Below are 18,667 nucleotides of genomic sequence, written 5' to 3' on the forward strand. Positions count from 1 at the left end.
AAATGATTTTAGGCCGCTTGTCGAATGTCGTCGGCCTGCAGGTGTTCAACCAGCAGGCGTGCAGCGGTCGGCAGACTGGAGAAATCGCGGGCCACCAGCACCAGTTGGCGCTGGGCCCATGGATCGGTCAAGGGCACGGCTTTCAATGCGCCGCCCGTGTGCAGCAGTTCAAAGGCGCGTTCGGGCATCACGCCCACGCCCAGACCATTGGCGATCATGCGGCACATCGCATCCAGTCCGGTCACGCGGATGCGCACACGCACCGTGGTGCCGGCCCGGGTCGCGGCCTGGTGCGTGGCCAGGTAGATGGAGCTGTTGGCGTGCAGGCCCACGTGGTCGAAGGGCAGCGCGGCTTCGAAGGGCAGCGGCCCGCCGTCCGCCAGCGCATGGCCGCGGGGCACCACCAGCACAAGGCGATCGCGCCGGTACGGCAGGTTTTGCAGGCCGCCCATGCTGGCAGCGCCATTGCACAGGCCCAGGTCGGCGGCGCCCTCCTGCACGGCGCGCATCACCTCCGGGCTGAGGTGTTCCTCCAGATCGATCTTGATCTGCGGATGCAGCCTGGCGAAGGCGCCCAGGTCCTCGGGGAGGAATTGCACGATGGCCGAGATGCTGGCGTGCACACGCACGTGGCCTCGCACGCCGTCGGCGTATTCGGCCAGTTCGGTCTGCATCTGCTCCAAGCCGAACAACACGGCGCGGGCGTGGTGCAGCAGCCCTTCGCCCGCTGGCGTCAGGCGCACGCCGCGGGCGTGGCGCTGCAGCAGCGTGGTGCCCAGCGCGGCTTCGAGGTCCGACAGGCGTTTGCTGATGGCCGAGGCCGCAATGAATTCGCGCTCGGCCGCGCGGCCGATGCTGCCCAGCTCGCACACCGCCACAAAGAGCTGCAGCGAGGTGAGGTCGATCTGGCGGGCGAAGTTGCGTTCCGAGAGCATGGTGTGGACTTCTCGTTTTGAGATGCCGAACGGGAATTTTCCTCTATGAATGCCCTGTCTGCCATCTTTAACCGAGATGGCTTCCTTGCTCGAATGCGCAAGCTCGAGCGCAAAAAAGCCCGCGCGAAGGCGGGCTTCAGGAGATGGGCCCTCTCAGTGCGGAGGGCTCAGTCTCACTTCATGTCGCGGCGTGGGGAGCCGGTGAACAGCTGGCGTGGGCGGCCGATCTTGTACTCGGGGTCACCGATCATCTCGTTCAGCTGGGCAATCCAGCCCACCGTGCGGGCCAGCGCGAAGACGCCCGTGAACAGGTTGACCGGGATGCCGATGGCGCGCTGCACGATGCCGGAGTAGAAGTCCACGTTCGGGTAGAGCTTGCGGGAAACGAAGTACTCGTCTTCCAGCGCGATCTTTTCCAGTTCCTTGGCGAGCTTGAACAGCGGGTCGTTTTCCAGACCGAGTTCGGCCAGCACCTCGTTGCAGGTTTCCTGCATGAGCTTGGCGCGCGGGTCGTAGTTCTTGTACACGCGGTGGCCAAAGCCCATGAGCTTGACGCCGGAGTTCTTGTCCTTGACCTTCTCCATGAACTCGCCGACCTTGGACACGCCGCCCTGGCGCTGGATGTCTTCCAGCATGTTCAGGCAGGCTTCGTTGGCGCCGCCGTGGGCGGGACCCCAGAGGCAGGCGACGCCGGCTGCGATGGCCGCGAACGGGTTGGTGCCCGACGATGCGCACAGGCGCACGGTGGAGGTGGAGGCGTTCTGCTCGTGATCGGCGTGCAGGATGAAGATGCGGTCCAGCGCGCGTTCCAGCACGGGGTTGACCACGTACTCTTCGCACGGCGTGCCAAACATCATGCGCAGGAAGTTGCCGGCGTACGACAGGTTGTTCTGCGGGTACATGTAGGGCTGACCGGCCTTGTACTTGTACGACATCGCTACCAGCGTGGGCAGCTTGGCGATCAAACGGATGGCCGCAATGTCGCGGTGTTCCGGGTTGTTGATGTCGGTGCTGTCATGGTAGAAGGCCGACATGCCGCCGATCAAGCCCGTCAGGATCGCCATCGGGTGGGCGTCGCGGCGGAAACCGCGCAGGAAGAACTGCATCTGCTCGTGAACCATGGTGTGGTTCGTCACAAGCTTGTGGAAGTCGGTGCGCTGTTTGTCGTTGGGCAACTCGCCGTTGAGCAGCAGATAGCAGGTATCGAGGTAGTCGCACTTCGTGGCCAACTGCTCGATCGGGTAGCCGCGGTACAGCAGTTCGCCTTTGTCGCCATCGATGTAGGTGATGGCCGACTGGCAGGATGCCGTGGACAGGAAACCCGGGTCGTAGGTGAACATGCCCGACTGCGCATACAGCTTGCGGATGTCGATCACGTCCGGACCAATGCTGCCGGCGTACACCGGCATTTCCACGCTCGGGCTGCCGTTCGAAAAGGACAGGGTGGCTTTGTTGTCTACGAGTTTCATGCGGTTTCCTTTTGCGGCTGACTAGTGGTAAGCGGGGTTGCGCGCAGCAGACCCAGAAGGTGCGTGACGTCGTCACGCGCCAGGTCGCCCTCGGGTTCCTTGCGGGCCAACAGCAGATCGAGCAGATCGTTGTCGGACAAATCCATCAAGGCACCCAATGCCTCGGCCTGACGAACCGTCAAGCCAGAAGCATGCCTGGCAAAAAAACGCTCGATGAACAGGTCGTTCTCGAGCAATCCTCGGCGGCACCGCCACCGGAGCTTGCTCAGGGCACGCTCGTCCAGCAGGGTTTCGGTGGTGGTGACGTCCATGGGATTACGGGGTGGGCTCGGGTCAGACCGAGCGCATCACCATCATTTCCTTGATCTTGCCAATCGCCTTCGTGGGGTTCAGGCCCTTGGGGCACACGTCCACGCAGTTCATGATGGTGTGGCAGCGGAACAGGCGGTACGGGTCTTCCAGGTTGTCCAGGCGTTCGCTGGTGGCTTCATCGCGGCTGTCGGCGATGAAGCGGTAGGCTTGCAGCAGACCGGCCGGGCCGACGAACTTGTCCGGGTTCCACCAGAAGCTCGGGCAGCTCGTGGAGCAGCTCGCGCACAGGATGCACTCGTACAGGCCGTTGAGTTCTTCGCGCTCTTCGGGGCTCTGCAGGCGCTCCTTCTGGGGTGCGACGGTTTCGTTGATCAGGTACGGCTTGATGCTGTTGTACTGCTTGAAAAACAGCGTCATGTCCACGATCAGGTCGCGCACGACCGGCAGGCCCGGCAGCGGCTTGAGCGTGATCACGCCGGGCAGCGTGTTCATGTTGGTCAGGCAGGCCAGACCGTTCTTGCCATTGATGTTCATCGCGTCCGAACCGCAGACGCCTTCGCGGCAGGAGCGGCGGAACGAGATGCTGGGATCGACCGCCTTGAGCTTCATCAGGGCGTCGAGCAGCATGCGCTCGTGGCCGTCGAGCTCGACCTGGATGGTCTGCATGTACGGCTTGGCGTCCTTTTCGGGGTCGTAGCGGTAGATCTTGAAGGTGCGAAGTGCCATGGTGTTTTTTCTCCGTGCGTCGTGGGTGCGGGTGAAGGGGCTCTTAGAAGGTGCGAACCTTCGGGGGCACCGACTCCACGGTCAAAGGCTTGAGGTTGACAGGCTTGTAAGACAGGCTGTTGTCGGCGCTGTTCCACAGCGTGTGCTTCATCCACTCGGCGTCGTTGCGGCCCAGCGGGAACTGGGCGTCGTCGGCGGGGCGCTCGTAGTCGTTGACGGTGTGGGCACCGCGACACTCGCGGCGGGCCGCGGCCGAGGTCATGGTGGCCTGGGCGCATTCGATCAGGTTGTCCACCTCCAGCGCTTCGATGCGCGCGGTGTTGAACACCTTGGACTTGTCCTTGAGCGTGATGTTGGCCACGCGGGCACGCATGGCGTTGACCTTGGTCACGCCCTCGTCCATGACGACCTGTGTGCGGAACACGCCAGCGTGCTGCTGCATGATCGCGCGCAGGTCGTTGGCCACGTCTTGCGCGTATTCGCCGCTGGTGGAGTTGTCCAGCCGGGCCAGGCGCGCCAGGGTCTTGTCGGCCGCGTCGGCCGGCATCGGCTTGTGGGTCTTGTTCTTGTCGTTGTACTGCACGATGTGGTCGCCAGCGGCCTTGCCGAACACCAGCAGGTCGAGCAGCGAGTTGGTGCCCAGGCGGTTGGCGCCGTGCACGCTCACGCAGGAGCATTCGCCCACCGCATACAAGCCATTGACCACCTTCTGGTTGCCCTGGCCATCGGGGGTGACGACCTGACCATGGATGTTGGTCGGGATGCCGCCCATCTGGTAGTGGATGGTCGGCACCACGGGGATCGGCTCCTTCGTGATGTCGACGTTGGCGAAGTTGTGTCCGATCTCGTACACCGAAGGCAGGCGCTTCATGATGTCGGCGACGCCGATGTGCGTCATGTCGAGGTGGATGTAGTCCTTGTTCGGACCGCAGCCGCGACCTTCCTTGATTTCCTGGTCCATGCAGCGCGAGACGAAGTCGCGCGGTGCCAGATCTTTCAGCGTGGGCGCGTAGCGCTCCATGAAGCGCTCGCCTTCGCTGTTGCGCAGAATGGCGCCTTCGCCGCGGCAGCCTTCGGTCAGCAACACGCCCGCGCCGGCCACGCCGGTGGGGTGGAACTGCCAGAACTCCATGTCTTGCAGCGGGATGCCGGCGCGCGCCGCCATGCCCATGCCGTCACCGGTGTTGATGAAGGCGTTGGTGGAGGCGGCGAAGATGCGGCCCGCGCCGCCAGTGGCCAGCAGCGTGGTCTTGGCTTCGAGGATGTAGGTTTCGCCGGTTTCCATTTCCAGCGCGGTCACGCCGACCACGTCGCCAGCGGCGTCGCGGATCAGGTCCAGCGCCATCCATTCGACGAAGAAGGTGGTGCGGGCTTGCACGTTCTGCTGGTACAGCGTGTGCAGCATGGCGTGGCCGGTGCGGTCGGCCGCGGCGCAGGCGCGTTGCACGGACTTCTCGCCGTAGTTGGCGGTGTGGCCGCCGAACGGACGCTGGTAGATGGTGCCGTCGGGGTTGCGGTCGAACGGCATGCCGAAGTGCTCGAGCTCGTACACGACCTTGGGTGCTTCACGGCACATGAACTCGATCGCGTCCTGGTCGCCCAGCCAGTCGGAGCCCTTGATGGTGTCGTAGAAGTGGTAGTGCCAGTTGTCCTCGTTCATGTTGCCGAGCGAGGCGCCGATGCCGCCTTGCGCGGCAACCGTGTGCGAGCGGGTCGGGAACACCTTGGACAGCACGGCCACTTTCAGGCCGGCGCGCGCGAGTTGCAGCGAGGCGCGCATGCCGGAGCCGCCGGCGCCGACGATGACCACGTCAAACTGACGCTTGGGAAGGGATGCAGATGCGGACATGGCTTCAGAGCCTCCAGAGAACTTGAACAGCCCAGCCCAGGCAGGACAGGAGCCAGACGATGGTGAAGACGTGCAGCACGAGGCGAATGCCGGCGGGCTTGACGTAGTCCATCCAGATGTCGCGCATGCCGACCCACACGTGGTAGGCCAGGGCCAGGAACACGGCGAAGGTCAGGGCCTTCATCCACTGCGCGGCGAAGATGCCGGCCCAGCTTTCGTAGCCGATGGGGCCGCTGATGAACAGCACCTTCAACAGCACGATGAGGGTGAAGAGGGCCATGAGGGCCGCGGTGATGCGCTGGGCGAGCCAGTCGCGCAGGCCGTAGTGGGCGCCGGTGACGACGCGCTTGGAACCGTAATTGACGGACATGAGTCAGTTTTCCTAGTCAGTTGGGGTCAGAGCTGAAGATCTGACCCGCAATCAATACAAACCGAAAAGTTTCGCACCCAGCAGCAGCGTGAGGCCGATGCTCAACACCAGCGTGACGATGGCGGACGATTTGCCGAATTCCTTGCTGACCGCGTGGAACGCGTCCATGTACAGGTGGCGCACGCCGGCAATGAGGTGGTGCAGGTAGGCCCAGATGATGGCCAGCACCACGAGCTTGAACAGCCAGCCCGGTACAAAGCCCACGCCAACCGCGAAGGCCGCGCTGAAGCGCTCAAAGGAGATTTCTGATGACACCGAGGTGTCGAACAGCCAGACGATCAGGGGCAACAGAATGAACATCAGGCCGCCGCTGGCGCGGTGCAGGATCGACACCCAACCCGCCGGTGGCAGGCGGTAGGTGGTGAGATCCGTGAAGGCGTTGATGTTGCGGAACTCGGGCCGCTTCTTGGTCAACTCGGTCATGGTGGGGCTTTCTTCCGGGGGAGAGGGGGAGGTGTCGGCTTGGTAACCCGTTGGTAACTTTTGCCAAGGCGCGCCAAATTCTATTGCAATGCACCATGTCGCACCCCGGCAGTAGGATGCTTTTGGCAAAAACGGTCGTTACCGTAGGGGGTATCAGCTCAATTCATTGCGGTAGTGGTGGTCATCCGTGCGGTACAGACCGCGCCGCAACTCCATGGGTTCGTCGTTGTAGGTGAACGCGAGCCGCTCCACGCTGAGCAGCGGGTACCCGGGCGCGACACCGAGCAGAGTGGCCGCATCGTCGTCGGCGCTCACGGCCTTGATCTTCTCTTGCGCACGCACCATGCGAACACCAAACTGTGTTTCGAACAGTGCGTACATGGGGCCCTGGTCGTCCGACAGCGTTTCGAGTGTGAGTCCCTTGAACGGCCCCCCGGGCAGCCAGAGTTCTTCGACGATGGCGGGTGTGCCGCCAAACGCCAGCACGCGTTTGACTTGCAGCACGGCGTCGCCGGTGCGCAGCGCGAGCTGGCGCGCGATTTCGGCGGGCGCGCGCAGACGGCGGCATTCGACGATGCGGCGTTCGGCGGGGCCCTGTTCTTCCAGCGTGCCCGAGTCGGGCAACACGTGGAGGAAGCGGTACTGGGTGTGCACCTCGGCGTGCGTGGATACAAAGGTGCCCTTGCCCTGGCGGCGCACCAGCAGGTTGTCGGTGGCGAGCGCGTCGATGGCCTTGCGCACCGTGCCCTGGCTGACGCGGAAACGCGCGGCCAGGTCGAACTCGCTGGGGATCATGTCGCCCGGCTTCCACTCGCCCGCCTGCAGGCTGCGCAGGATCAAGGTCTTGATCTGCTGGTACAGCGGGCTGAACGCCGGCGCGGTGTTCTCGAGCGCGCCCGTGACACCGGTGTCTGCCGATGCCGCGTCGGTGGGATTCTGGGGTGGAGTGGGCATACTTTTTACAGCGTGGTTGAGCGGCGCTGTGTGCGCGAATCATATCTTATATAAGACATAAGACAAATTGACGCCTCAGGGTTTGCGAGGGTACACTCCATAGCTGACTTAGATCACCGGTTGTCGGTCGAACCGACCCAGCTGTCCCCTATGTCCTGAGGGTGCTTCCCTCGACATTTCTCTCTTTTCCAACGTCCTTTTCCGGAGTTTTCATCATGAACAAGAAGCCCGTTCGCGTTGCCGTCACTGGCGCCGCTGGCCAGATCGGTTACGCCCTGCTGTTTCGCATCGCCTCCGGCGAGATGCTCGGCAAGGACCAGCCGGTGATCCTGCAACTGCTGGAAGTGCCGGTGGAAGGTCCGCAAAAAGCGCTCAAGGGCGTGATGATGGAACTGGATGACTGCGCCTTCCCGCTGCTGGTGGGCATGGAAGCGCACAGCGATCCGATGACCGCGTTCAAGGACGCCGACTACGCCCTGCTGGTGGGCTCGCGTCCGCGCGGCCCCGGCATGGAACGTGCCGAGCTGCTGGCCGTCAACGGCGCCATCTTCACCGCGCAAGGCAAGGCGCTGAACGCCGTGGCCAGCCGCAACGTCAAGGTGCTGGTGGTCGGCAACCCCGCCAACACCAACGCCTACATCGCCATGAAGAGCGCACCCGACCTGCCGCGCAAGAACTTCACCGCGATGCTGCGCCTGGACCACAACCGCGCCGCCAGCCAGATCGCCGCCAAGACCGGCAAGGCCGTGGCCGATATCGAGAAGCTCACCGTCTGGGGCAACCACTCGCCCACGATGTACGCCGACTACCGTTTCGCCACCATCAACGGCGAAAGCGTGGCCAAGATGATCAACGACCAGGAATGGAACGCCAACACCTTCCTGCCCACCGTGGGCAAGCGCGGCGCGGCCATCATCGAAGCCCGTGGCCTGTCGTCGGCTGCTTCGGCTGCCAATGCCGCCATCGACCACATGCGCGACTGGGCCCTGGGCACCAACGGCAAGTGGGTCACCATGGGCATCCCGTCGGACGGCCAGTACGGCATTCCGAAGGACGTGATGTTCGGCTTCCCGGTCACCTGTGAAAACGGTGAATACAAGCTGGTCGAAGGCCTGGAGATCGACGCCTTCTCGCAAGAGCGCATCAACAAGACCCTGGACGAGCTCAAAGGCGAGCAAGACGGCGTCAAGCACCTGCTGTAAACGGCTGCCCTTCGCTTGTGAAAGACCACCCCGCTCGAATTCTTCTCGGTGCCCAGGCCGGCGCGTTCTCGCTGCCGGTGTGTGACCATTACAGCGGGGTGGAAGCGCGCATGCGCAAGAGCCTGGCGCTTCAAGCCGAGATGGCCGAAGAGTTCGGCACCTGCGTGTTCGATGTGACGCTGGACTGCGAAGACGGCGCGCCCGTCGGCGGCGAGGCCGAGCATGCCGCGCTGGTGACCGAGCTGGCCCTGGCCGCCGGCTCGCAAGCGCGCGTGGCGGTTCGGGTGCACCCGGTGGACCACCCGGCGTTCGACGCCGACGTGGCCACCATCGCCGGTCGCGCGGGGCAGCGTCTGGCCCACATCATGGTGCCCAAGGTCGAGTCGGTGGCGGACGTGCAGCGCGCCGTGGCCGCGCTCGACGCCGCTGGCGCCAACAACCTTCCCCTGCATGTGCTGATCGAGTCGCCCGCCGCGGTGCACCGCGCTTTTGACATCGCGGCCCATCCGCGCGTGCAAAGCATCAGTTTCGGCCTGATGGATTTCGTGTCCGCGCATGGCGGAGCGATTCCTTCCGCCGGCATGAGCGTCGCGGGCCAGTTCTCGCACCCGCTTGTGCTGCGCGCCAAGCTCGACATCGCGTCCGCCTGCCATGCGCACGGCAAGGTGCCTTCGCATTGCGTGGTCACCGAGTTCAAGGACATGGACGCCCTGCGTGCCGCCGCCCAGCAAGCCGCGCGCGAACTGGGCTACACGCGCATGTGGAGCATCCATCCCGACCAGATCCGCACCATCGTGGCCGCGTTCGCGCCCTTGGCCTCCGAGGTTGAAACGGCCGCGGGCCTGATCGAGTGCGCCATGGCCGCCGACTGGGCACCGGTGCAGTTCGAAGGCCGCCTGCACGACCGCGCGAGCTACCGCTATTTCTGGCAGGTGCTGGAGCGCGCGCACCAGACCGGCCTGCCGCTGCCTGACGTGGTGCGCCCGCTCTTTGCCGAGCCGGCGCTCGAGCGGCATTGAGTTTGCTTGGTCACCATCCATCTGTTTTTTTGATTCCCCACGCATACCCCTTCTGGAGAACAACATGTCCACCACTTTCCTCACCGACTACCGCGCCCACGCCGCCGAACGCGCGGCGCTTGGCATTCCGCCGTTGCCACTCGAAGCCAAACAAGTCGCCGACCTGATCGAGCTGATCAAGGCGCCCCCCGCCGGTGAAGGCGCGTTCCTGTTGGACCTGCTCACGCACCGCGTGCCGCCCGGCGTGGACGATGCGGCCAAGGTCAAGGCCAGCTTCCTGGCCGCTGTGGCGCACGGCGATGTGAAGGTGGACCTGGTGTCCAAAGCCAAGGCGACCGAGCTGCTCGGCACCATGGTGGGTGGCTACAACGTGCACCCGCTGATCGAGTTGCTCGACGACGCCGAGGTGGCGGGCGTGGCGGCTGAAGGTCTGAAGAAGACGCTGCTGATGTTCGACTTCTTCAACGACGTGGCCGAAAAAGCCAAGGCCGGCAACGCCAAGGCCAAGGAAGTCATGCAGTCGTGGGCCGATGCCGAGTGGTTCACCACCCGCCCCGAAGTCGAGAAGAAGATCACCGTCACCGTGTTCAAGGTGCCCGGCGAAACCAACACCGACGACCTCTCGCCCGCGCCCGACGCCTGGAGCCGCCCCGACATCCCGCTGCACTACCTGGCCATGCTGAAAAACACGCGCGAAGGCGCGGCCTTCAAGCCCGAGGAAGACGGCAAGCGCGGCCCGATGCAGTTCATCGACGACCTGAAGAAGAAGGGCCACCTCGTGGCCTACGTGGGTGACGTGGTCGGCACCGGTTCTTCGCGCAAGTCGGCCACCAACTCGGTGATCTGGGCCACCGGCCAGGACATCCCGTTCGTGCCGAACAAGCGCTTTGGCGGCGTCACGCTCGGCGGCAAGATCGCCCCCATCTTCTTCAACACGCAGGAAGACTCGGGCGCGCTGCCGATCGAGGTGGACGTGAGCAAGCTCGAAATGGGCGACGTGATCGACATCCACCCCTACGAAGGCAAGATCGCCAAGGACGGCGCCACGCTGATCGAATTCCAGCTGCGCAGCGACGTGCTGTTCGACGAAGTGCGTGCCGGCGGCCGCATCAACCTGATCATTGGCCGCTCGCTCACCGCCAAGGCGCGTGAATTTCTGGGCCTGCCCGCCAGCACGGCGTTCCGCCTGCCGCAAGCCCCCGCCGAAACCAAGGCCGGCTTCACGCTGGCGCAGAAGATGGTCGGCCGCGCGGTGGGCCTGCCCGAAGGCTTCGGCGTGCGCCCCGGCACTTATTGCGAACCCAAGATGACCACCGTGGGCTCGCAGGACACCACCGGCCCGATGACGCGCGATGAACTGAAAGACCTGGCTTGCCTGGGCTTCAGCGCCGACATGGTGATGCAGTCGTTCTGCCACACCGCGGCCTACCCGAAGCCGGTGGACGTGAAGACGCACCGCGAGCTGCCCGCCTTCATCAGCAACCGCGGCGGCGTGGCCCTGCGCCCGGGCGACGGCGTGATCCACAGCTGGCTCAACCGCCTGTTGCTGCCCGACACCGTGGGCACCGGTGGAGACTCGCACACCCGTTTCCCGATCGGCATTTCTTTCCCCGCCGGCTCCGGCCTCGTGGCCTTCGGCGCCGCCACCGGCGTGATGCCGCTGGACATGCCTGAGTCCGTGCTGGTGCGCTTCAAAGGCCAGATGCAGCCCGGCGTGACCCTGCGCGACCTCGTGCACGCGATCCCGCTGTACGCCATCAAGGCAGGCTTGCTGACGGTGGCCAAGGCCGGCAAGAAGAACATCTTCTCGGGCCGCATCCTGGAAATCGAAGGCCTGCCGGACCTGAAGGTGGAACAGGCGTTCGAACTGAGCGACGCTTCCGCCGAACGCTCGGCCGCCGGCTGCACCATCAAGCTCAACCCCGAGCCGGTCAAGGAATACCTCACCAGCAACGTCGTGCTGATGAAGAACATGATCGCCAACGGTTACGCCGACGCCCGTTCGCTCAAGCGCCGCATCGAGAAGGTGGAAGCCTGGCTGGCCAACCCGAACCTGCTCGAAGCCGACGCGAACGCCGAGTACGCCGCCGTGATCGAGATCGACCTGGCCGACATCAAGGAACCCATCCTCTGCTGCCCGAACGATCCGGACGACGCCAAGACCCTGTCCGACGTGGCCGGCACCAAGATCGATGAAGCTTTCATCGGTTCGTGCATGACCAACATCGGCCACTTCCGCGCCGCGGCCAAGCTGCTGGGCGGCCAGCGCGACATCCCGGTCAAGCTGTGGGTCGCACCACCAACCAAGATGGACGAGAGCGAGCTGATCAAGGAAGGCCACTACTCGGCGTTCGGCACCGCCGGTGCCCGCACCGAAATGCCCGGTTGCTCGCTGTGCATGGGCAACCAGGCGCAGGTGCGCGAAGGCGCGACCGTGGTGTCTACCTCGACCCGCAACTTCCCGAACCGCCTGGGCAAGAACACCAACGTGTACCTGGCCTCGGCCGAACTCGCGGCCATCGCGTCCAAGCTGGGCCACATCCCGACCACTGCCGAGTACCACGAGGCGATGGGCGTGGTGAACAAGGACGGCGCCGAGATTTACCAGTACCTGAACTTCGACAAGATCGAGGAATACGCCGAAACCGCCAAGGGCGTCACGGCATAACGCTGCGCGCCGCCCTGGACGAAAAAGCCGCTGCTGTTTGCAGCGGCTTTTTTTTATGTGCGCGCGGCAAGCGAGCGCAGCATGTCCGCCGACGCCTCATCGGCCGGAAAGAACGTCTCCAGCGCCAGCTCCTGCAGCGTGATGTCCACCGGCGAGCCGAACACGGTGGTGGTGCTCACCAGGTTCAGCACGCCGTGGCCGGTGTTGAACTGGAAGGGCATCAGCACGCCGTGGTGTTCACCCGGCAGCGCGCCCGCATCGTTGCCGAACGATTCGGGGTAGCCCTTGAGCTCGGCCAGCAGTGCGGCCAGGGTCTGGTCGCCCGTGGCGTGGATCTGCTGGCGCAGGCGCTCGAAGAGGTGTTCGCGCCACTGCCGCAGGTTGGCGATGCTTGGCGCCAGGCCATCGGGGTGCAGGCTCAGGCGCAGCACGTTGATGGGACCTTGCAGCAGCGCGGGTGAGGCGCTGGCCATGAGCATCGGCACCATGCGGTTGTGCATCACCAGATTCCAGTGCCGGTCCATCGCCAGGGCGGGCCAGGGTTCGTGGCAGTCCAGGATGCGCTTTACCGCGGCGCGGGCCGACGCCATGTCGGGCGCATCCAGCGAGCGCTCGCGGTACATGGGCGCGTAGCCGGCCGCCTCCAGCAGGGCGTTGCGCTCGCGCAGCGGCACTTCGAGCCGGTCGACCAGGCGCAGCACCATGTCGCGGCTGGGGCTGGCGCGGCCGGTTTCCACATAGCTCAGGTGGCGCGTGGACACATCGGCCACGTGCGCCAGATCGAGCTGGCTCAGGCGGCGGCGCTGGCGCCAGTGGCGCAGGCGCTCGCCAAAGGGCGACGGGGTGGAGGAGGTCAGGGCGTTCATGGCGGCATGGTAGGGCACGGTCCTGGGCCCGGCCATGACCTCCCACGTCATGGACGCGCTGCGCCCCGGCCCCGACGATGGCACCCGGATCCCCTGGATTCCGTTCCTTCCCACCTCGCCATCAAGGAGTGCGCCATGTCCCTCATCCAAACCCTCACGTCTTCCACCGGCCTGCGCCTCGTGCTTTGGGCCGACGCCTTGTCCGGTTCCGCCACGGCCGTGTTGCACCTGGCGCTGGCCGGTTCGCTCTCGGCCCTGCTGGGCCTGCCCACGGGCTTGCTGAGCGCCTCGGGCATCCTCTTGCTGCTCTATGTGGCCCTGGCCGGCCTGTTGGCTCTGCAAAGCACACCGCCGCGCGCGCTGCTCGGGGCACTGATCGTCGGCAACTTCGCCTGGGTCGCCGCGTGTCTGGTCTTGCTGTTCGGCGGCGCAGTGTCGCCCACGCCCTTGGGCCAGGCCTATCTGGTGGTGCAGGCGGTGGCGGTGTTCGTGCTGGCCGAACTGCAGTGGATGGCGCTGCGCCGCCTGCGGCCGGCCGCCGTGGCCTGACCCGCTTCGCCGTGTGCGCTAACGAACAGATGCGCGCGCGGCGAACCCCTACGCTGGGCAGGCGCCAGGGACGGACGGTCCGCCACTGGGGCGATCGGCCTCTCAAAGGGCCTCACACAGAAGGAGAACAACATGACCCTCGGTACCATCCTCTTGATCATTCTGGTGCTGCTCCTGCTCGGCGTCTTTCCCACTTGGCCGCACAGCCGGGGCTGGGGCTACGGGCCCAGTGGTTTGCTGGGTGTTGTGCTGGTGATCGTGATCGTGCTGCTGCTCACGGGCAGGTTGTGACCCTGGCGCGGGGTTCTTTTCAAGGCTGCCAGCACGGAATAGCGCGCTCCTGACAGAATGGGCCGGTGTTCCACCGATCCCGCCAGGAGCCCCACATGTCCACGTCCACGACCACGACCCACCATTTCTCCCATCCCTTCGCGTCTACCGTCAAAACCTTCAAGACGGCTTCGGGCAAGAGCGGCCGTTTCTATTCGCTGCCCGCACTGGCCAAACAGTTTCCCTCGGTGAAGCGCCTGCCGGTGTCGCTTCGCATCGTGCTGGAGAGCGTGCTGCGCCATTGCGATGGCGAGCGCGTCACGCCCGAGCACGTGGCCCAGCTCGCGAACTGGCAGCCCAACACCGCGCGCACCGATGAAATCCCGTTCACCGTGGCGCGCGTGGTGCTGCAGGATTTCACCGGCGTGCCGCTGCTGGCCGACCTGGCCGCCATGCGCAGCGTGGCCGTGCGCCTGGGGCAAGACCCGAAGAAGATCGAGCCGCTGGTGCCGGTGGACCTGGTGGTCGACCACTCGGTGATGGTCGACTACTACGGCACCAAGCAGGCGCTGGACCTCAACATGAAGCTGGAATTCCAGCGCAACAACGAGCGCTACCAGTTCATGAAGTGGGGCATGCAGGCCTTCGACACCTTCGGCGTGGTGCCCCCGGGCTTCGGCATCGTGCACCAGGTGAACCTGGAATACCTCGCGCGCGGCGTGCACCTGAAGGGCGGGCTCTACTACCCCGACACGCTGGTGGGCACCGACAGCCACACCACCATGATCAACGGCATTGGCGTGGTCGGCTGGGGCGTGGGCGGCATCGAGGCGGAAGCCGCCATGCTCGGGCAACCGGTCTACTTCCTCACGCCCGACGTGGTGGGCTTCGAGCTCACCGGCCGTTTGCGCGAAGGCGTCACCGCCACCGACCTGGTGCTCACCGTCACCGAAATCCTGCGCCAGCACAAGGTGGTGGGCAAGTTCGTCGAGTTCTTCGGCGAAGGCACCGCCTCGCTGGCGCTGCCCGACCGCGCCACCATCGCCAACATGGCACCCGAATACGGCGCGACCATGGGCTTCTTCCCGGTGGATGAGAAGACGCTCGACTACTTCCGTGGCACCGGCCGCAGCAAGGCCGAGATCGAAGCCTTCGAAGCCTACTTCCGCGCGCAGGACCTGTTTGGCGTGCCCGCCAGCGGCGACATCGACTACTCCCAGGTGGTCAAGCTCGACCTAGGCCTGGTGACGCCGAGTCTGGCCGGCCCCAAGCGCCCGCAGGACCGCATCGAACTCGGCCAGGTGGCGCACCAGTTCGCCGACCTGTTCAGCAAGCCCAATGCGCAAAACGGCTTCAACCGCCCGGCCGAGCTACTGCACACGCGCTACCACGCCGACGGCGAGGAGGCCACGCCCGTGCCCGTCCCGTCGGCAAAACCCATCCCCGAAGGTGCGCCGCGCTACGAGGCCGAAATGGTGGCCAACCGGCCGGAGCGCGCCAGCGCGCCGGTCAAGGCGCCACGCACCGACCTCACCATCGGCAACGGCGACGTGCTGATCGCCGCCATCACCAGTTGCACCAACACCAGCAACCCCGGCGTGCTGCTGGCCGCCGGCCTGCTGGCCAAGAAGGCGGTGGAGGCCGGGCTGAAGGTGAAGCCGCACATCAAGACCTCGCTCGCACCCGGCTCGCGCATCGTCACCGAATACCTCGAACAGACGGGGCTGCTGCCCTACCTGGAAAAGCTCGGCTTCGCGCTTGCGGGCTATGGCTGCACCACCTGCATCGGCAACGCCGGCGACCTCACGCCCGAACTGAACGCTGTCATCACGCAGAACGACCTGATCTGCGCCGCCGTGCTCTCGGGCAACCGCAACTTCGAGGCCCGCATCCACCCCAACCTCAAGGCCAACTTCCTCGCCAGCCCGCCGCTGGTGGTGGCCTATGCCATCGCCGGCAACGTCATGAAAGACCTCATGACCGAGCCGCTGGGCAAGGGCAAGGGCGGCAAGCCGGTGTACCTGGGCGACGTCTGGCCCAGCAGCGACGAAATCTACAAGCTCATGAAGTTCGCCATGAACGGCAAGGCCTACCGTGAGAACTATGCGCGTGTGGCCAGCGAGCCGGGCAAGCTGTGGGAGCACATCAAGGGCGTCTCGGGCAACGCCTACACCTGGCCCAAGAGCACCTACATCGCCGAGCCCCCGTTCTTCGAAAAATTCAAGCTGGCGGCCGCGGCCAGCACCGAGCCGCCAGCCGTGCGCGGCGCGCGCGTCATGGCCTTGTTTGGCGATTCCATCACCACCGACCACATTTCCCCGGCCGGCAACATCGCCGAAAAATCGCCCGCCGGCCAGTGGCTGCTCGACCGTGGCGTGCTCAAGGCCGACTTCAACAGCTACGGCGCGCGCCGGGGCAACCACGACGTGATGATGCGCGGCACCTTCGCCAACGTGCGCATCAAGAACCTGATGCTCGCCCCCGGGCTGGACGGCTCGCGCGAAGAGGGCGGCTGGACCATCTACCAGCTCGAGGGCGTCGGCCAGGGCCAGAAGATGAGCATCTTCGACGCCGCCATGCGCTACCAGGCCGCCGGCGTGCCCACCGTGGTGTTCGCGGGCGAGGAATACGGCACCGGCTCCAGCCGCGACTGGGCCGCCAAGGGCACGCAGTTGCTGGGCATCAAGGCGGTGGTGGCGCGCAGCTTCGAGCGCATCCACCGCTCCAACCTGGTCGGCATGGGCGTGCTGCCGCTGCAGTTCAAGAACGGCGATTCCTGGGAAACGCTCGGGCTGGTGGGTGACGAAACCGTCGACGTGGTGCCGCACCCCGAACTGCTGCCGCAGAGCGAAGCCCGGCTGGTGATCACCAGCCCCAACGGCAAACGCCGCGAGCTCACCGTGGTCCTGCGCATCGACACGCCGGTGGAAGTGAACTACTACCGCGACGGCGGGATCCTCCCCTACGTGCTCAGGCAATTGTTGAGCGCTTGAGCAGGATGCCGCAACGCGGCATGATGTGTTTCATCCGCCACCGGGAGTCGCCATGCGAAAGCCTGCCTTGTACAGCCCGTCCACCCGCCCGGTGGCGTCCAGGGCGGGCGCGCAGCAGAGCGCCGTGCAAGCCCCCGCGGCACCCGCCGCCGTGGCGCCCCCGAAGCGCTGGCGCGCGGCGCTGGGCCGCCTCGGGGGCAGCCCGCGCGTGATGTGGTCGGCCCTGGTGCTGCTGGCGGCGCTGCTCGCGGCCAGTGTCTGGCAAGGCCAGGCCAACGGGCCCAAGCCGCTCACGCAGAAGGACATCGACGCCGCGGTGCTGCGCACCCTCACCACCCAGAACCTGCCGTCGCCGGCCGCGCGCGCGGCCGAGAAGATCCGCCCCGCCGTGGTGCGCGTCGTGTCCTACGCCAAGGACAAGAAGGGCGTGGACCAGGAGCAGGGCGAGGGCACGGGTGTGGTGATCGTCGACAAGGGCATCATCCTGACCAACCTGCACGTGGTGCAAGGCGCGCAGAGCATCAAGGTGGTGTTTGCCGACGGTCTGGAGTCGGTCGCCACCGTCACCGGCGTGCAGGCCCACAACGACCTGGCCGTGCTGCAGGCCCACACCATCCCCGACGACCTCATTGCCGCCACCATGCGCTCCACCGGCGACCTCGTGCCCGGCGACGGCGTGGTGGCGGTCGGCTTTCCGTTCGGCATCGGGCCGTCCACGTCTTCCGGTGTCATCTCCGGCTTCGGCCGTGCCTTCAAGTCGCCCGAAGGCGAGCAGGAAATCAGCAACCTGATCCAGTTCGACGCGGCGGCCAACCCCGGCAACTCGGGCGGGCCGCTGGTCACCATGGACGGCGAGGTGGTCGGCATCGTCACCGGCATCCTCAACCCCACCAGCCACCGCACCTTCGTGGGCATCGGATTCGCCGTGCCGATCGAGAGTGCCGCGACCGCCGCCGGCCTGCCGCCGTTCTAGTTTTTCTTTGACACACAGGAGCGCTCCATGGACCAAAGCAACGCCCCCGACACCGCCCAGCTCATGGAGCAGATTCTGTACGAGGTCAAGCGCGTGGTGGTCGGGCAGGACCGGTTCCTCGAACGCGTCATGGTCGCCATGCTGGCGCAGGGGCACCTGCTGGTCGAAGGCGTGCCCGGCCTGGCCAAGACGCTGACCGTGAAGACGCTGGCCAGCGTGGTGCAAGGGCAGTTCAAGCGCATCCAGTTCACGCCCGACCTCGTGCCCGCGGATCTCGTGGGCACGCGCATCTACAACCAGAAAACCGGCGACTTCAGCACTTCGTTGGGGCCCGTGTTCGCCAACCTGCTGCTGGCCGACGAAATCAACCGCGCGCCGGCCAAGGTGCAGAGCGCGCTGCTGGAAGTGATGCAGGAGCGCCAGGTCACCATCGCCGGTGAAACGCACAAGGTGCCCAACCCCTTCCTCGTCATGGCGACGCAGAACCCGATCGAGACCGAAGGCACCTACCCGCTGCCCGAGGCGCAGGTCGACCGCTTCATGATGAAGGTGCTGGTCGACTACCCCACCGACGAAGAGGAGTACGTGATCGTCGAGCGCGTCACCGGCCCGGCCGTGAACATCAACGCCGTCGCCACCACCGAGCAGCTCGCCGCGTTGCAGGCCCAGTGCCGGCAGGTGTACGTGGACCCTTCGCTGGTGCAGTACGCCGTCAAGCTGGTGTCCGCCACGCGCAATCCGGAGAAGCACGGCATCCAGGACATGGCGCACCTCATCACCTTCGGCGCCAGCCCGCGCGCCACCATCGGCCTGGTGGAAGGCGCGCGCGCCCTGGCCATGCTGCGGGGACGCAACTACGCGCTGCCCGAAGACATGACCGACCTCGTGCCCGACGTGCTGCGCCACCGCGTGGTGCTGTCGTACGAGGGGCTCTCCGAAGGCCTGACCAGCGAGACGCTGGTCGGCCGCATCATGAAACACATCCCGGCGCCCGCAAGGCCGCTGGAACACGAAAAGAAGGTGGCCTGA

General features: G+C 65.6%; 17 protein-coding genes. 8 read left to right on the forward strand and 9 right to left on the reverse strand.

Going from position 1 to position 18,667, the window contains the following annotated elements; genetic code table 11:
* Positions 1-8: 8 nt before the first annotated feature.
* The 8 genes from FFS09_RS17995 to FFS09_RS18030 form a co-directional block, all read right to left on the reverse strand.
* Positions 9-935, reverse strand: a complete 927-nt coding sequence (locus tag FFS09_RS17995) for a LysR family transcriptional regulator (RefSeq protein ID WP_137920276.1) — start codon at positions 933-935, stop codon at positions 9-11.
* A 173-nt stretch (positions 936-1,108) separates the two neighbouring features.
* On the reverse strand, positions 1,109-2,404 hold the full coding sequence (gltA, locus tag FFS09_RS18000) for a citrate synthase (protein WP_137920277.1): 1,296 nt from the start codon (positions 2,402-2,404) through the stop codon (positions 1,109-1,111).
* Positions 2,401-2,715: an FAD assembly factor SdhE gene (locus tag FFS09_RS18005; protein ID WP_137920278.1), complete on the reverse strand. Its 315-nt coding sequence runs from the start codon at positions 2,713-2,715 to the stop codon at positions 2,401-2,403. The genes gltA and FFS09_RS18005 overlap by 4 nt, the downstream gene beginning before the upstream one ends.
* Positions 2,716-2,737: 22 nt before the next feature.
* Positions 2,738-3,442, reverse strand: a complete 705-nt coding sequence (locus FFS09_RS18010; RefSeq protein ID WP_137920279.1) for a succinate dehydrogenase iron-sulfur subunit — start codon at positions 3,440-3,442, stop codon at positions 2,738-2,740.
* Positions 3,443-3,485: 43 nt separating this feature from the next.
* Entirely contained in the window at positions 3,486-5,291 is a 1,806-nt protein-coding gene (gene sdhA, locus FFS09_RS18015; RefSeq protein ID WP_137920280.1) for a succinate dehydrogenase flavoprotein subunit, read from the reverse strand.
* 4 nt (positions 5,292-5,295) lie between these two features.
* The gene (gene sdhD / locus FFS09_RS18020) at positions 5,296-5,661 is read right to left on the reverse strand and encodes a succinate dehydrogenase, hydrophobic membrane anchor protein (RefSeq protein ID WP_137920281.1); all 366 of its coding nucleotides are present in this window, start codon (positions 5,659-5,661) and stop codon (positions 5,296-5,298) included.
* A 51-nt stretch (positions 5,662-5,712) separates the two neighbouring features.
* Complete coding sequence (gene sdhC / locus FFS09_RS18025; protein ID WP_137920282.1) at positions 5,713-6,144, reverse strand: succinate dehydrogenase, cytochrome b556 subunit; 432 nt, start codon at positions 6,142-6,144, stop codon at positions 5,713-5,715.
* A gap of 153 nt (positions 6,145-6,297) precedes the next feature.
* Positions 6,298-7,098 (reverse strand): GntR family transcriptional regulator, encoded by an 801-nt coding sequence (locus FFS09_RS18030; protein WP_137920283.1) that lies wholly within the window; start codon positions 7,096-7,098, stop codon positions 6,298-6,300.
* Between the two features lie 215 nt (positions 7,099-7,313).
* On the opposite strand from FFS09_RS18030, the gene FFS09_RS18035 reads away from it, so the two are divergent.
* The 3 genes from FFS09_RS18035 (at position 7,314) to acnB (ending at position 11,987) form a co-directional block, all read left to right on the forward strand.
* Positions 7,314-8,300: a malate dehydrogenase gene (locus FFS09_RS18035; protein ID WP_137920284.1), complete on the forward strand. Its 987-nt coding sequence runs from the start codon at positions 7,314-7,316 to the stop codon at positions 8,298-8,300.
* A 17-nt stretch (positions 8,301-8,317) separates the two neighbouring features.
* Positions 8,318-9,319, forward strand: coding sequence for an HpcH/HpaI aldolase/citrate lyase family protein (locus tag FFS09_RS18040; protein ID WP_252374417.1), 1,002 nt, complete (start codon positions 8,318-8,320; stop codon positions 9,317-9,319).
* A 64-nt stretch (positions 9,320-9,383) separates the two neighbouring features.
* Positions 9,384-11,987: a bifunctional aconitate hydratase 2/2-methylisocitrate dehydratase gene (acnB, locus tag FFS09_RS18045; protein WP_137920285.1), complete on the forward strand. Its 2,604-nt coding sequence runs from the start codon at positions 9,384-9,386 to the stop codon at positions 11,985-11,987.
* 53 nt (positions 11,988-12,040) lie between these two features.
* Here the strand turns inward: acnB and FFS09_RS18050 are convergent, their stop codons facing one another.
* Positions 12,041-12,853, reverse strand: coding sequence for an MmyB family transcriptional regulator (locus FFS09_RS18050; protein WP_137920286.1), 813 nt, complete (start codon positions 12,851-12,853; stop codon positions 12,041-12,043).
* 135 nt (positions 12,854-12,988) lie between these two features.
* Here FFS09_RS18050 and FFS09_RS18055 point away from each other — a divergent pair, with 135 nt between their 5' ends.
* From FFS09_RS18055 to FFS09_RS18075, 5 genes are all read left to right on the forward strand, one after another.
* Complete coding sequence (locus FFS09_RS18055; RefSeq protein WP_137920287.1) at positions 12,989-13,402, forward strand: hypothetical protein; 414 nt, start codon at positions 12,989-12,991, stop codon at positions 13,400-13,402.
* 132 nt (positions 13,403-13,534) lie between these two features.
* Positions 13,535-13,693 carry a DUF3309 family protein gene (locus tag FFS09_RS18060; protein WP_137920288.1) on the forward strand — a complete coding sequence of 53 codons (159 nt, stop codon included), beginning with the start codon at positions 13,535-13,537 and terminating at the stop codon, positions 13,691-13,693.
* A 95-nt stretch (positions 13,694-13,788) separates the two neighbouring features.
* Entirely contained in the window at positions 13,789-16,665 is a 2,877-nt protein-coding gene (locus FFS09_RS18065) for an aconitate hydratase (protein WP_137920289.1), read from the forward strand.
* Between the two features lie 52 nt (positions 16,666-16,717).
* Positions 16,718-17,638, forward strand: a complete 921-nt coding sequence (locus FFS09_RS18070; protein WP_137920290.1) for a S1C family serine protease — start codon at positions 16,718-16,720, stop codon at positions 17,636-17,638.
* A 27-nt stretch (positions 17,639-17,665) separates the two neighbouring features.
* Complete coding sequence (locus tag FFS09_RS18075; RefSeq protein ID WP_137920291.1) at positions 17,666-18,667, forward strand: AAA family ATPase; 1,002 nt, start codon at positions 17,666-17,668, stop codon at positions 18,665-18,667.

The organism is Hydrogenophaga sp. 2FB (assembly GCF_005503365.1).
Lineage (GTDB): Bacteria > Pseudomonadota > Gammaproteobacteria > Burkholderiales > Burkholderiaceae_C > Hydrogenophaga.

Bases quoted from the DNA above. Each gene is read 5' to 3' on its own strand.
- FFS09_RS17995 (WP_137920276.1), bottom strand. From the start codon at position 935: ATGCTCTCGGAACGCAACTTCGCCCGCCAGATCGACCTCACCTCGCTG.
- FFS09_RS18005 (WP_137920278.1), bottom strand. From the start codon at position 2,715: ATGGACGTCACCACCACCGAAACCCTGCTGGACGAGCGTGCCCTGAGC.
- gltA (WP_137920277.1), bottom strand. From the start codon at position 2,404: ATGAAACTCGTAGACAACAAAGCCACCCTGTCCTTTTCGAACGGCAGC.
- FFS09_RS18075 (WP_137920291.1), top strand. From the start codon at position 17,666: ATGGACCAAAGCAACGCCCCCGACACCGCCCAGCTCATGGAGCAGATT.
- FFS09_RS18055 (WP_137920287.1), top strand. From the start codon at position 12,989: ATGTCCCTCATCCAAACCCTCACGTCTTCCACCGGCCTGCGCCTCGTG.
- acnB (WP_137920285.1), top strand. From the start codon at position 9,384: ATGTCCACCACTTTCCTCACCGACTACCGCGCCCACGCCGCCGAACGC.
- FFS09_RS18030 (WP_137920283.1), bottom strand. From the start codon at position 7,098: ATGCCCACTCCACCCCAGAATCCCACCGACGCGGCATCGGCAGACACC.
- FFS09_RS18035 (WP_137920284.1), top strand. From the start codon at position 7,314: ATGAACAAGAAGCCCGTTCGCGTTGCCGTCACTGGCGCCGCTGGCCAG.
- FFS09_RS18050 (WP_137920286.1), bottom strand. From the start codon at position 12,853: ATGAACGCCCTGACCTCCTCCACCCCGTCGCCCTTTGGCGAGCGCCTG.
- FFS09_RS18065 (WP_137920289.1), top strand. From the start codon at position 13,789: ATGTCCACGTCCACGACCACGACCCACCATTTCTCCCATCCCTTCGCG.
- sdhA (WP_137920280.1), bottom strand. From the start codon at position 5,291: ATGTCCGCATCTGCATCCCTTCCCAAGCGTCAGTTTGACGTGGTCATC.
- FFS09_RS18070 (WP_137920290.1), top strand. From the start codon at position 16,718: ATGCGAAAGCCTGCCTTGTACAGCCCGTCCACCCGCCCGGTGGCGTCC.
- FFS09_RS18060 (WP_137920288.1), top strand. From the start codon at position 13,535: ATGACCCTCGGTACCATCCTCTTGATCATTCTGGTGCTGCTCCTGCTC.
- sdhD (WP_137920281.1), bottom strand. From the start codon at position 5,661: ATGTCCGTCAATTACGGTTCCAAGCGCGTCGTCACCGGCGCCCACTAC.
- sdhC (WP_137920282.1), bottom strand. From the start codon at position 6,144: ATGACCGAGTTGACCAAGAAGCGGCCCGAGTTCCGCAACATCAACGCC.
- FFS09_RS18010 (WP_137920279.1), bottom strand. From the start codon at position 3,442: ATGGCACTTCGCACCTTCAAGATCTACCGCTACGACCCCGAAAAGGAC.